The organism is Rathayibacter sp. AY1C9, from assembly GCF_002932315.1.
In the GTDB taxonomy this organism is placed as follows: Bacteria; Actinomycetota; Actinomycetes; order Actinomycetales; family Microbacteriaceae; genus Rathayibacter.
Genome location: NZ_PSVZ01000028.1, coordinates 1 through 12,946 on the forward strand (window position 1 = coordinate 1; position 12,946 = coordinate 12,946).

Below are 12,946 nucleotides of genomic sequence, written 5' to 3' on the forward strand. Positions count from 1 at the left end.
CGCCGAGGGGGTGGGCGGAGCATCTGCATCCGGAACGATCGGACCGGAATCGACGGCGTCCGGAGCGACGGCGTCCGGAGCAACGGGAGCAGCGGACTGCTCCGCTCCGCTCCCCGACGCCGCCACCAGCCGCACGTCGTCCGCGACGGCCTCCGCCTCCTCCGGGCCGGCCGCCGCGTTCAGCGCCGCGGCCGCCGCCTCCGCTCGCGCCAGGGCCTCGGCGGCCTCCGCCTGCAGTCGGCGGGCGGCCTCCAGGGCTGCGCGCGCCTCGTCCCTCGCCGAGGCGAGCCCGTCGTCGTCACTCATGGGCTCAGCCTAGGTCGGCGGCGCCGATCAGTCCTCGCGGACGTGCCAGGACTGTCCGTACCCGCCGTCGGCCTCGGGGCGGGCCATCAGCTCGAGGAACGGGTCGGCGCTGAACGCCTCCGGCCCGAGCACTCCGGCGCCGGTCCACACGCCGGTCGCGAGGAGCTCGAGCGCGACCACCGGGTTCAGCGCCGTCTGCCAGACCACGCACTGGGTGCCGTACTCGGCCATCGTCCACTCGTTGTCGCTCACGTGGTAGAGGTACACCTCGCGGTGGGCGCCGTCCTTCGTGCCGGAGACGAAGAGGCCGGCGCAGGTCCTGCCGGTCATCCGCGGGCCGATGCCGGCGGGGTCGGGCAGGGCGGCGGCGACGACGTCGCGCGGCGAGACCTCGACGGGACCGCCGGCCGAGCGGACCCGCAGAGGCTCGGTGCTGTCGAGGCCGAGGAGGTGGAGGGTGCGCAGGACGCCGATGAACTGCTCGCCGAGGCCGTACTTGAAGGTGACCTTCTTCGCGTCGAGCCAGCGCGGCATCAGCAGCACCTCCTCGTGCTCGACATTCACGCACTCGACCGGGCCGATGCCCTCGGGGAACTCGAACACCTCCGGCTCCGAGAAGGGGGCGGTGGTGTACCAGCCGCGGTCGCGCTCGAACACCACCGGCGGGTTCAGGCACTCCTCGATCGTGGTCCAGATGGAGAAGGACGGAGCGAAGATCTCGCGGCCGTCCGCGTCGTGCACGACGAGGTTCGCGCCGTCGCGCACTCCGAGCTCGTCGATCTCGTCGAAGAGGTGGTCGGAGGCGTAGCGGGCGAAGACGTCGGAGAGTCCCGGCTCCACGCCCATGCCCACCAGGGCGAGGCGGCCGCGGGAGGACCACTCCTCCGCCGCGGCGAACTGCTCGTCGCCGAGCTTGAGCCCCGTCAGCTCGTGGGGCTGCTCGGGGTGCGGGAGCGAGAGGCTCATCGCCATGTCGAGGTAGTCGGCCTCGGCGGCGAGCGCTCCGGCGAAGATCGTCGGGACGAAGCGCGGCTCGACGGCGTTCATCACGTGGGTCGCCCCGTGCGCGCGGGCGACGGTCTCGACGTTCTCGGCGTCGGAGGCGTCGATCCGCGCGGCGACGAAGCGGTCGTCGGCACCGTGCCGCTCCGCGATCCAGGCGACCGTGCGCTCGGCGCGAGCGAGGTCGTAGTCGCAGACGATGATCTGCTCGAAGAAGGAGCGGCGCGCGGCGATCTTCGCGAAGGCGTCGCCGACGCCGCCGGCGCCGACCAGGAGGATTCTCATGGGGACACCGTAGCGACGGATCGCGTCGTCCACCATGCCGAGCACCGACGGAATCGGAGCGGAGCGCGCCTTTAGGCCACCGGATCCGTCACAGGGCGGCCCGCTCCCCCTGCTCGAGCAGGCGGAGGAAGCCGGAGAGGTGCCCGAGGCCGGTCAGCGAGGTCGGGAGCGAGGCGGCGAGCGCCGGCGAGTGCACCAGGTACGCCGCCCACTTCGCGCGCGAGACCGCGACGTTCAGGCGGTTAGGCAGGAGGAGGAACTCCATTCCGCGCGGGACGTCGGCCCCGGAGGACGCGGCGAGCGACACGATGGCGACCACCGCCTCCCTGCCCTGGAAGAGGTCGACAGTGCCGACCGGCGTCTCCTCGAGGCCCGCGGCGTCGAGGGCGGTGCGGAGGAGCCCGCCCTGGGCGTTGTAGGGCGCGACGACGATGACGTCGGCCGCGGTCAGCGTCCGCTCGCCGTGCTCGTCGGTCCAGGCGCGGCCGACGAGGGAGAGGGCGATCTCGACGACGCGCCTCGCCTCGTCCGGCGAGGAGGTGGTGTCGCCCGCGTGCTCGACCGGGACGGAGTGCACGCCCGGCTCGACCCCCTCCAGGTGGCGCACCTGCGGCGCCCGCGACCGCAGCGCGCCCTCGTAGGACAGCTCGGAGACGGCGTCGGAGAGCGCCGGGTGCATCCGGTGGGTCTGCGCGAGGAAGTAGCCGTACTCGGGCGGGAGGACGTCGTGCCCGTCGGCGAGCCAGCCGAGCGCCGACTCGTCGACCGGCTCCGGGTGCGCGCCCTGGCTCACCTGGGGCAGCTGCTGCGGATCGCCGAGCAGGAGCAGCCGCTGGGCGGAGACGGCCGACGCGATCGTCGGGGCGAGCGAGAACTGCCCGGCCTCGTCGACCACCAGGAGGTCGAGCGAGCGGCGCGGCACGGTGACCGGGTTCGCGAAGGTCCAGGCGGTGCCGCCGATGACGCAGCCGCCGCCCTCCTCGAGGACCGCGGTGAGTGCCGCCGCGTTCTTCACCGGCGCCCAGGGCGCCGCCTCGAGCGCCTCGGGCGATGTGCCGTTCTTGGGCACCTTCGCCACGCGGGAGGGATCGACGCCGCGGCCGACGACGGCGCTCAGCACGTTCTCGACCACCGAGTGCGATTGGCCGACCACGCCGATGCGCCAGCCGTGCTCGTTCACCAGCCGTGCGATCACGTGGGAGCCGACGTAGGTCTTCCCGGTGCCGGGCGGACCCTGCACCGCGAGGGTCGCCCGGTCGAGTCCGAGCAGAGTGGTGACGACCGCGCCGATCACGTCGTCGCCCTGCACCGGAGCGACGGCTCCCGGCGGCACGCGGCGGAGGACGTCGAGCGCCGGGTCGGCCAGCATCGCGGGCAGCGCGTCGAGGACCTCGCCGCCCCACTCCGCGATCGCCTCGGGCTGGGGCGCGGCGCGCGGCGGCGGCGCGGGGGCGAGGGCGACCGGAGCGTCGTCGTGCGGATCCTCCCCCGCCTTCAGGCCCTCCTTGAGGAGCAGGACGATCCGCTCCCCGTCGTCGTCGACCGCGAGGATCTCGGAGCGCTCGGAGGCGCCGCGCAGACCGGGACCGGGCGAGGGCGCACCAGGGGGCGCCGGGGCCTCGTAGACCAGGTACGGCGATGAGCCGGTGCCGAGCCGACTGCCGGGAGCGAGCCGGCCGAGGATCCGCAGCTCGCGCGACTGCGTGCGGGCGCGCGGGAGCTTCGCCCAGTCGCGGACGACCTCGACCCGGTCGATCATCACGACGTCGCGGGTGTCCGCCCACTCGTCCAGCGGCTGCCGGAGGCGGTCGAAGTGCTCCTGCCAGAAGGTCTTGGCCTCGCGGCGGTGGTAGTCGATCGCCGCGCCGGCGAGGGCGAGCGCGGTCTGGTCGGCCGTGCGCTCGCGCGGCTCGATCCCCTCGACCTGCGCCAGCAGGGCGACCGCGACCGGGTGCGGCTCGCGGGGCACGGGGATCTCGACCTCGAGCAGCGGCGGCAGCTCCTCGCGCGGCGGAGCGAGCTCCTGGAGCCAGTCGCGCAGGCGGAGCGTGGAGCGGCAGTCGTAGGCGTTGTACTCGGCGACGAGGTCGAGCCCGCGCTGCCCCTCGACAGGATCGGCCCTCTGTGCGGCGCGCGCCTCCACGTACATCTCGATGCTGTCGGCGGCGTTCGTGACGCCGGACGCGTCCCGCTCCTCCTCGCCCATGTAGAGCGGCTCCAGCTTCTTGAGCGAGTAGCTGCGCGAGCCCACGCGGAGCGCCCGCCGCACCACCGGGTACAGGTCGACCAGGACGCCGTCGCGCAGGAGCGCGTCGACCTCCTCCTCGCCGACCCCGTGGCGGAGCGCGAGCGAGAGCAGGTGGCTGCGCTCGTAGGAGGCGTAGTGGTAGACGTGCATCCGGGGGTGCTCGGCCCGGCGCGCCCGCAGGAGCGCGAGGAAGTCGAGGAGCGCCCGGCGCTCGGCCGCGAGGTCGTGCGCCCAGAGCGCGGTGAAGCGCTCCTGGTCGTCGACCATGCCGAAGAGGTAGTCGAGGCCCCACTCGCGGTTGTCCTCGGTGTGGAGCGGGTCGCCCTCGAAGTCGAAGAAGAGGTCCCCCGGGTCGGGGGCAGGCAGCCCGGCGAGCACGGAGGCGTCGATCACCTCGACGGCCGGCACCGGCGAGGACTCCGACCGCAGCTGCAGCCGCGCCTGGGCGCGCAGGCCCTCGAGCGTGCCCGCGCCCAGGCCGGGGACGGGGCCGTCGTGCTCGGCGAGGGCGTCGAGGGTGAGGACGCCGGCCGCCGTGAGCTTCGCCCGCTGGTCGAGCCGCATCCCGGCGACGAGGATCGGATCGCGGTGCGCCTGGACCTCGGGCGCGCAGACCGAGCAGCGTCCGCAGGAGGGGTAGCGATGATCGCCCCACGCCAGCGGCTCGTCGGCGGCGAGGCGCTCGGCGAGCACGGCGCGGAGCCGTGCGCGCTGCACCCGCTGGACCGGGGCGACGACGGCCAGCTCGTGGCTGGTGACGGAGCCGTCGCCGAGCACGAGGTGCACCTGCTCCCCCACGCGGATGCCGCGCGCCTGCATCTGCTCGGCGTAGGCGGCGAGCTGCAGCAGCGCCGGGATCTTCGCGTGCCGGGCGAGCTTGGTGTCGTAGACCTCGTAGGCGCCGTCGGCGGTGCGGAGGAGGAAGTCCGAGAAGCCCAGGAACTCGCCGTCGAAGAAGGTGGCCTGGTAGAGCACGTCGACCCCGGCGCGCATCGCCTCGACGGCCGCCTCGGCCGCCGCGGGGTAGCCGGCGGGCTCGGGGCGCTCGAACTCGAGCACCTCGTGCGTGCGCTTCAGCTCGGCGAGGAAGCGGTGCTCGTGCTCGTCGCCGAGCACCGCGGTGCGCTCGAGCATCCCGTCCCTCTCGGCCTCGAGGCGCGGGGCGCGGCCCAGCAGGGCGTCGAACCGGCGGAGGACCGCCCACTCGCAGGCCGCCCAGTTCGACAGGTCGGTGGGGCTCGTGACCACGCGGCCGGACTCCAGGTACACGCGACTCCTTCCGCGACCACCGGGCGGCGATCGGCTCCAGGCTAGGGCGCCCCTCCGACACTCGTGCGGCCGCGGCCACCACCCGCACCGCTCCGGCTCCGCGTGGCAGGCTGGGCCGATGACCCGCGCGCGCTTCGAGATCATCCCGGCCGACGACATCGGCGAGCGCGCCGCGCGGGCGTTCCCGGACCCCTCCGCGGTGACGCTGACCGTGACGAGCCTGCCGAAGCACGGGACCGAGCGGACCGTGGACTGCGCGGTCGCGCTGGCCGGGCGCGGGTTCCGCGTGGTGCCCCACCTGGCGGCGCGGAACGTCGAGGGCCGCGCCGCACTCGAGCGGGTCCTCGGGCGGATGGGCGAGGCGGGGATCGACGAGGCGTTCGTGATCTCGGGCGACGCGTCCTCGGCGGCCGGCACCTACTCCACGAGCCTCGAGCTCATCCGCGACGCCCGCGAGATCTCACCCGGGCTGGCCCTGGACATCGCAGGCTACCCCGAGGGCCACCCGCACCTCTCCGACGAGAGCATCGAACGGCACCTGCGCGAGCGCGCTCCGTTCATCCGCTCGATCGTCACGCAGATGTGCTTCGACGTCGACGCGGTGGTCCGCTACGCCGACCGGCTCCGCGAGACGGGGATCACGGCCGATCTGTGGGCGGGGGTGCCGGGGCCGGTCGAGCGCTCGCGGCTGCTGACGCTGGGCGCGCGGATCGGAGTGGGCTCCTCGCTCGGCTTCCTGAAGCGGAGCACCTCGGTGGCCGGCGGGCTCCTCCGCGGACGCCGCTTCGACCCGTCCGCGTTCGTCGCGCGCCTGGAAGCGGCGGCGGGCGACCGCCTCGCGGGCCTGCACGTCTACACCTTCAACGAGCTCGACTCCCTCGCCGCCTTCGCCTGATCGGCGAGCCTCCGCGCTCCTCGAGCGCCGATCCTCAGGGGCTCGAAGCCCTCGCGGGGAGCGCTGCGTCGGTCAGGTGGTGCGGCGGATCCAGATCGGCGGGTGCGGGAGCTCGGCCTCGGTGCGCAGGCGGCCGGCGAGCGGAGCCCAGACCACGAGCGCCACGCCGATCCCGAGCAGCAGGCCGCCGACGGTGTCGCTCAGCCAGTGGGCGCCGAGGTAGGTGCGGCTCGCCATCATCGCCACGGTGTAGAGGAAGCCCGCGATCCAGACCCACAGCAGCGGGAACACCAGGGCCAGCACCATCGCCGTCGTCGCCGCGTTGGCGGTGTGGCCGGACGGGAAGGAGCCGTAGTCGCTGGTGACGAGCATGTCGGCCGGGCGGGCGCGTCCCACCAGCTCCTTGACGAGCTGAGTGGCGCCCACGCTGACCAGCGCGGCGATCGCGTAGTAGAGCGCCGCCCACCGCCTGCGGAACACCAGCAGCACGGCGACGATGCCGAGCGGGATGAGCGTCGTGCCGACGAGCCCCGCTCCGACCGTGTTCATGACGAGGGCCGGGATGTCCCAGACCGGCGAGCGGTGCTCGACGATCTCGTCCATCCACTCCACGTCGAAACGGAAGGCCGAGGTGGGGCGGAAGGCGATCAGCACGGCGAGCAGCACCGTGAGCAGGATCGCGAGCGACGCGGAGATCAGCGGCCAGCGGCGGGAGACCCGGTGGGCCGCCTCCTTCGTCAGCAGCCGGGCGGCGACGTCGTCGGACGGCACCTGCTCGCGCATCCGCGCACGCTGGACGGCGTCGGGGCGCGCGATTCCGGGCTCGGTCGACAGGCGGTCGTCGCGGTGATCCATCCGGACATGATGCCGTCACCCGGCGTTCCCCCGCTGGGGGTTGCGGGGCGGCGCGGCCGACCGATCGGAAGACCGGCGTCCGCGCGGCGGGGTTCATGACAGGGTTCGAGCGGCCTTGCGGATCCCCGGCCTTCCCCCGCGGGGGTTCGCGGCGCGCCTCAGCCGGCCGCGCGGGCCAGGCGGGCGGCGCGGAGGGCGTCGAGCCGGGTCGGCTCGGAGGAGCGCGCGAGGAGCCGCGCGGCGACGGCGCTCACGCGGGAGTCGTCCGAGGCGGAGGCCCGCTCGAGGGCGGCGGCCGCGTCGGGACCGGTGATCGAGCCGAGCGCCATCACGGCCGAGACCGCGAGCGCGGAGTCGTCGCTGCCGGCGGCCCCGTCCAGCGCGTCGACGGCAGGACGCGCGTCGTCGCCCAGGTAGCCGAGCGCGGCGGCGGCGTGACGCCGGACCGGCGCGGACCCCTCGCGGAGAGCCTGCTCCAGACCGGGGACGGCCGCGGCGCCGAAGGAGGCGAGGACGTCGGTGAGCACGTTCTGCGCCTCCGCGTCGTCGTCGCCGAGCAGGCCGAGCAGGACCGGCAGGGCGCGCTCGTCGCCGAGGCGGCCCAGCGCGAAGCGGGCCTTCGCGGCGACGGCGGGCTCGGAGTCGGCGGCCAGCGGGGCGATGTCGTCGAGCGTCGCCGGGTCGAGGATCTTGCTGAGCACGTGCAGCGCCTGCGTGCGCACCCGGGGCTCGCGGCCGAGCGCCTCGCGGGCGACGGGGACGGCGGCGGAGCCGAGGCGGCCGAGCGACCAGGTGAGCACGTCGCGGACGAAGAAGTCGGGCTCCTCCCACAGGTGCGCGGCGAGGGGCTCGGCGGTGGCGGGCTCGGCGAGCTCGCCCAGGGTCATCGCCGCGCGGAGGCGGACGTCGCGGTCGGGGTCGGAGAGCTCGGCGAGCAGGGCGGAGGAGTCGCGGGAGGACATGGGAGGGGACTGTAGCAGCGGCGCTCGGGAGCGGATCCAGCGAGGGCCCGAACACCCGGGAGGAGCTGCAGGAGCGGGGCGTGCCGGACCGCCGGGACCCGGAGCCGAGCGCTCAGTCCTGCAGCGCCGGGACGCTCCTCGGCCGGACGATCAGCCAGAGCGCCAGGATCGACACGGTCGCCGTCGCCATCATCACCAGGGCCATCGGCACGGCCGAGCCGGCGCCGAAGACCCCTGAGATCGGCGACAGCAGTCCGGCGGTGCCGAAGTTGACCGCTCCGAGCAGCGACGCGGCCGTCCCCGCCTCCCGGCCGTGGTTGACCAGGCCGAGGACCTGCACGCACGGGAAGCTGAAGCCGCAGGACGCGATGAAGAACCACAGCGGGACGAGCGTGCCCCAGAGCCCCAGCCCGAGCACGTCGAAGAGGGCGATCAGGCCGGCGGAGGTGAACAGCGTCAGCGTCGTGATCGCGAGGATCCACTGCGGCCCGATCCTCCGGCTGAGGTAGGAGGACGCCTGCACGCCGAGGACGACGCCGAGCGAGTTCACGGCGAAGAGCAGTCCGTACTGCTGCGCGTCGAATCCGTAGAGGCCCTGGAACAGGAACGAGGAGCTGGAGAGGTAGGTGAACAGGCCGGCGAAGGTCATGCCCCCGATCACCGCCACTCCGAGGAACACGCGGTCGCTGAGGACGGCCCGGTAGCGCTGCACGAGCGAGCGGTGCTCGCGCTCGTGTCGGGCGGCGCGGGGCCGGGTCTCGACGACGAGCAGGCCGACGGCCGCGACGACCAGCACGCCGTAGGCGGCGAGGAAGACGAAGATCCCGCGCCAGTCCATGATCAGCAGCAGCTGCGAGCCGATGACCGGCGCGAGCACGGGCGCGAGGCCCGACACCAGGGCGAGCCGGGACAGCATCCGCACCAGCGGGCGTCCGCCGAAGAGGTCGCGGACCATCGCCATCGCGACCACGCCGCCCGCCGCCGCGCCGGCTCCCATCAGGAAGCGGAAGACGCCGAGGGTGACGATCTCGGGGGCGAGCGCCGCGCCGACGCAGGCCAGCACGTGCAGAGAGGTGGCCAAGAGGATCGGCAGGCGCCGGCCGACCGCGTCGCTCCAGGGGCCCACGACCAGCTGGCCGAGTGCGAAGCCGAGGGTCGTGCCGGTGAGGGTCAGCTGGACCGCCGCCTCCGACACGTTCAGCTCGCTCTGCAGCGCGGGGAACGCCGGCAGGTAGAGGTCGATCGTGAACGGCCCGAGGGCGGTCAGCGAGCCGAGGACGATCACGTAGACGAGGCGCTGGCGGGCCGTCAGGGAGTCGCCCGGGTGGCGGTGCACCGGGAGGGAGGCGGTCGGAGTCGAGGCGGGAGTGGACACGGAGTGCCTTCCTGCGCAGGGCGCAGCGGGGTGGGAGGGAGGGGTGCGGCCGGTGTCGTCCTCGGCGCGGGAGCGGACCTCGTCGGCTCCACGCCGCTCGGTCGAATCAATTCGATCACGTGTCGGACAGGGGCGCCACCCCTCGGACCGCCGTCGGGTCAGACCGGGTGGAGCGGAGTGCCGAGCGGGTCGGCGAGCAGGCGCTCGAAGGCGAGCTCGGCGGCGCCCAGCATGAGCAGATCGGCGCCGAGCTCGGTCCGCACGATGCGCACGGAGTCGAGTGCGACCCGGAAGGGGCCGCCGCGGCCCAGGCGCTCCTCCAGGAACCCCGGCGCGACTCCGATCAGCGCCCCGAGGAAGCCGCCCAGCACCACGAGCTGCGGGTTGAACACGTTGATCACGTTGCGCAGGGCGACCGCGAGGTGCCCGAGCTGGCGCTCGACCTCGGCGCGGACGGCCGGGTCCTCGGAGGCGGCGAGCGCCTCCTCCAGCCGCTCGCTCTCGTCGAGGCCGAGCACGGTGAGCAGCTCGGCGCGGCCGACCTCGGTCTCGAGGCAGCCGACGGCGCCGCAGTGGCAGTCGATGCCCGCGCTGTTGACGAGGGTGTGGCCGATCTCCCCCGCGTAGCCGTCGATGCCGTGCAGAGGCGCGCCGCCGACGATGACGCCGGCGCCCACTCCGCTCGCGCCGCCGTTGAGGTAGACGAGGTGCGAGACGTCGCGGCCGGCGCCGAGGACGCTCTCGGCGAGCGCACCGAGGTTGGCGTCGTTCGCCGAGAGGACGGGCAGTCCGGTCGCGTCCGCGAGCATGCGGGAGAAGGGCTCGTCGTCCCAGCCGAGGTGCGGGCCGACCCGGACGAGGCCGTCGGCGTCGCGGACGAGGCCGGGCACGGCGACACCGATGCCGACGGTCCGCGTCTCCTCGGGCAGCTCGGCGAGCAGCTCGGCGACCGCCTCGGCCGCCAGACGGGCGGCGGCCTCGGCGGTGGGGACGGAGGCGGAGCGGCGGATGCGGCGGCGGACGACGGCGTCGACCCCGACCACGGCGACCGTGACGGCGTCGATCTCGGGGTTCACGGCGAGCGCGACGACTCCGGGATCGGCCTCGACGACGGGGCTCGGCCGGCCGACCTGGTTCGGCGTGGCGGGCTCGCGCTCGCGCACGATGCCGAGCTCCACCAGCTCGCCGACCAGTGCCGCGATCGTGGAGCGGTTGAGGCCGGTCAGGCGGGTCAGCTGGGAGCGGGAGCGGGGGCCGCCGCGGTGCACGAGGCGGAGGATCGCCGAGAGGTTGTGCCGCCTGACGCGGTCGAGGTTGTTGCCGCGCGTCGCGTGGTCGGGCATCCGCGGTCTCCTCTGCTGGCCGATGCCAGCCTATCGGCGGGTCGGACGGCGCCCGCCGCCCCCAACGTCAGTTGAGACGGGGGTCCCTCCGCCCTGGAGCGAGGGACCCCCTTCTCAGCTGACGGCGCGCGACTCAGTCTCCGGCGCGGGTCCAGGTCCAGGTGCCGGCCGGGCCGTCGACCGAGACGTCGCCGCCGGAGCGCGTCACGGTGAACGCCGTCTCCTCCCCCGTGTCGTGCGCGACGACCCGGACCGGCGTCGCTCCGTCCGGCCCCGGGAACACCCTCAGCTCGAGCCCGTCGAGGTAGTCGTACTCGGCCGAGTCCTGGCGGGCCCCCACCGGGATCACCGCGCCCTCGCGCACGTACAGCGGCAGCGAGTCGAAGCCGTGGACCTCGCGTCGCCACTCCCCCGTCGAGACGATCCGCTCGCCCGTCCACCAGCTCGTCCACGTCCCGCGCGGGAGGTAGAACTCGACCGTGCCGTCCTCGGTGAACACCGGAGCGACGAGCAGGTCGTGCCCGAGCAGGTACTGCGTGTCGAGGTGGGCGGCGCTGCGGTCGTCCTCGAACTCGAGCGCCATCGGCCGCATGATCGGGACGCCGGTGCTCGCCGCCTCCGCCCCCGCCGCGAAGAGGTAGGGCATCAGCGAGAGCTTCAGCCGGGTGAAGAGCCGGGTGACCTCCACGGCCTCCTCGTCGAACGCCCACGGCACGCGCACCGAGGAGGATCCGTGCAGCCGAGAATGCGAGGAGAGCAGGCCGAACGCGAGCCAGCGCTTGAACACTCCGGGATCGGGCGTGCCCTCGAAGCCGCCGATGTCGTGCGCCCAGAAGCCGAACCCGCCCAGCGCGAGCGAGAGGCCTCCGCGCAGGGTCTCGGCCATCGACACGTAGGAGGAGGTGTTGTCCCCGCCCCAGTGCACCGGCAGCGACTGCCCGCCGACCGTGGCGCTGCGGGCGAAGAGGACCGCGCGGCCCTCGCCGAGCTCCTGCTCGAGCACCTCGTGCACCGCGCGGTTGTAGAGCTGGGTGTACCAGTTGTGCATGGCCTCGGGGTCGGTCCCGTCGGCCCAGACGACGCCCTCCGACGGGATCCGCTCGCCGAAGTCGGTCTTGAAGGAGTCGACGCCCTGGCGCACGAGGACGCGGAGCTTCTCCTGGAACCAGGAGGTCGCCTCCGGATTCGTGAAGTCGATCAGCGCCATGCCGGCGACCCACATGTCCCACTGCCAGACGTCGCCGGAGGCCGTTCTGAGCAGGTAGCCCTTCTCGCGCCCCTCGGCGAACAGCGGCGACGCCTGCGCGATGTACGGATTGATCCAGACGCAGGTGTGCAGCCCGCGCTCGTGCAGGCGGGCGAGGATCCCCTCGGGGTCCGGGAAGGTGCGCGGGTCCCACTCGAGGTCGGTCCACTGGAACTCGCGCATCCAGAAGCAGTCGAAGTGGAACGCCGACAGCGGCAGCTCCCGCTCCGCGAAGCCGTCGATGAAGGAGTTCACCGTCTCCTCGTCGTAGCTCGTGGTGAAGCTGGTCGTCAGCCAGAGCCCGTAGCTCCAGGCGGGCACGACGGAGGGGCGGCCCGCGAGACCGGTGTAGCGCCGCAGCACGTCCTTCTTCGTCGGGCCCTGGATCACCAGGTACTCCAGCGCCTCGCCGCCGACCGAGAACTGCACGCGCTCGACCGCCTCGGAGCCGATCTCGAACGACACGAGGCCGGGATCGTTCACGAGCACGCCGTAGCCGCGGCTGGAGAGGTAGAACGGGACGTTCTTGTAGGCCTGCTCCGAGGAGGTGCCGCCGTCGGCGTTCCACACATCCACGGTCTGGCCGTTCTTCACGAAGGGGCCGAAGCGCTCGCCGAGCCCGTAGACCAGCTCGCCGACGCCGAGGTCGAGCTGCTCGTGCAGGTAGGCGGCTCCGTCCGGTCCGGTCAGGTAGCCCTGCGCCTTGTGCCCGGAGCCGGTGAGGCGCGTGCCGGTCGAGGTGTCCCAGAACTCCAGCGACCACGGAGCGCCCTGCCTGATCCGGACCTCGAGGTCGCCGGTGCGCAGCACGCCGCCGTACTCCGTCACCTCCGCCGCTCCGACGTCGCCCCCGGCCAGCTCGAAGCCGGGCCGCACCGCCGTCCCGCGCCAGTGCTCGATCCGCACCCGCGCGACCCCCTCGGCCGGCGAGGACACCGTGACCGTGAGCGCCGGCCGGTTGAGGACGTCGCCGCGGCCCTGGATGACCCGGGTCGGCGCGATCACCTCGAGCGAGGTGCCATCGGTGCGGAGGTCGTACGCCTCCTGCGCGAACAGGGGCGTGAATCCGGCCCGCGTCTGCCAGAACCCGTCGGTGAACTTCATGGGGGTGCCTTTCGATGGCGCGCCGGCGGATCCCGCGAGGGAGGCGCCGACGGAGG

At 73.8% G+C, this 12,946-nt stretch carries 8 protein-coding genes and 1 pseudogene; 1 reads left to right on the forward strand and 8 read right to left on the reverse strand.

Annotated features, from left to right (window positions below):
* The 3 genes and pseudogenes from C5D09_RS17615 to C5D09_RS15035 form a co-directional block, all read right to left on the reverse strand.
* Positions 1 to 306, reverse strand: a pseudogene (locus tag C5D09_RS17615) (hypothetical protein); the annotation flags it as partial.
* 27 nt (positions 307 to 333) lie between these two features.
* A complete protein-coding gene (locus tag C5D09_RS15030; RefSeq protein ID WP_104234533.1) occupies positions 334 to 1,593 on the reverse strand; it encodes a saccharopine dehydrogenase family protein in 1,260 nt (419 codons plus the stop codon).
* 88 nt (positions 1,594 to 1,681) lie between these two features.
* Entirely contained in the window at positions 1,682 to 5,110 is a 3,429-nt protein-coding gene (locus C5D09_RS15035; protein WP_104269660.1) for a bifunctional RecB family nuclease/DEAD/DEAH box helicase, read from the reverse strand.
* Positions 5,111 to 5,228: 118 nt separating this feature from the next.
* On the opposite strand from C5D09_RS15035, the gene C5D09_RS15040 reads away from it, so the two are divergent.
* A complete protein-coding gene (locus C5D09_RS15040; RefSeq protein WP_104269661.1) occupies positions 5,229 to 6,005 on the forward strand; it encodes a methylenetetrahydrofolate reductase in 777 nt (258 codons plus the stop codon).
* Between the two features lie 72 nt (positions 6,006 to 6,077).
* Here C5D09_RS15040 and C5D09_RS15045 read toward each other — a convergent pair whose 3' ends face one another.
* The 5 genes from C5D09_RS15045 to yicI all read right to left on the reverse strand — a co-directional run bounded on the left by C5D09_RS15045 (position 6,078) and on the right by yicI (position 12,890).
* On the reverse strand, positions 6,078 to 6,860 hold the full coding sequence (locus C5D09_RS15045; RefSeq protein WP_244229597.1) for a phosphatase PAP2 family protein: 783 nt from the start codon (positions 6,858 to 6,860) through the stop codon (positions 6,078 to 6,080).
* Between the two features lie 158 nt (positions 6,861 to 7,018).
* Complete coding sequence (locus C5D09_RS15050; protein ID WP_104234526.1) at positions 7,019 to 7,822, reverse strand: HEAT repeat domain-containing protein; 804 nt, start codon at positions 7,820 to 7,822, stop codon at positions 7,019 to 7,021.
* Between the two features lie 112 nt (positions 7,823 to 7,934).
* A complete protein-coding gene (locus C5D09_RS15055) occupies positions 7,935 to 9,197 on the reverse strand; it encodes a multidrug effflux MFS transporter (RefSeq protein WP_104269662.1) in 1,263 nt (420 codons plus the stop codon).
* Between the two features lie 158 nt (positions 9,198 to 9,355).
* Positions 9,356 to 10,540: an ROK family transcriptional regulator gene (locus tag C5D09_RS15060; RefSeq protein WP_104227455.1), complete on the reverse strand. Its 1,185-nt coding sequence runs from the start codon at positions 10,538 to 10,540 to the stop codon at positions 9,356 to 9,358.
* A 133-nt stretch (positions 10,541 to 10,673) separates the two neighbouring features.
* Complete coding sequence (gene yicI, locus C5D09_RS15065) at positions 10,674 to 12,890, reverse strand: alpha-xylosidase (protein ID WP_104269663.1); 2,217 nt, start codon at positions 12,888 to 12,890, stop codon at positions 10,674 to 10,676.
* Positions 12,891 to 12,946 lie beyond the last annotated feature (56 nt).

What these genes read in the sequence shown, in the direction of transcription:
- C5D09_RS15030 (WP_104234533.1), bottom strand. Translation starts at nt 1,593, where the DNA reads ATGAGAATCCTCCTGGTCGGCGCCGGCGGCGTCGGCGACGCCTTCGCG.
- C5D09_RS15040 (WP_104269661.1), top strand. Translation starts at nt 5,229, where the DNA reads ATGACCCGCGCGCGCTTCGAGATCATCCCGGCCGACGACATCGGCGAG.
- C5D09_RS15045 (WP_244229597.1), bottom strand. Translation starts at nt 6,860, where the DNA reads ATGGATCACCGCGACGACCGCCTGTCGACCGAGCCCGGAATCGCGCGC.
- C5D09_RS15050 (WP_104234526.1), bottom strand. Translation starts at nt 7,822, where the DNA reads ATGTCCTCCCGCGACTCCTCCGCCCTGCTCGCCGAGCTCTCCGACCCC.
- C5D09_RS15060 (WP_104227455.1), bottom strand. Translation starts at nt 10,540, where the DNA reads ATGCCCGACCACGCGACGCGCGGCAACAACCTCGACCGCGTCAGGCGG.
- yicI (WP_104269663.1), bottom strand. Translation starts at nt 12,890, where the DNA reads ATGAAGTTCACCGACGGGTTCTGGCAGACGCGGGCCGGATTCACGCCC.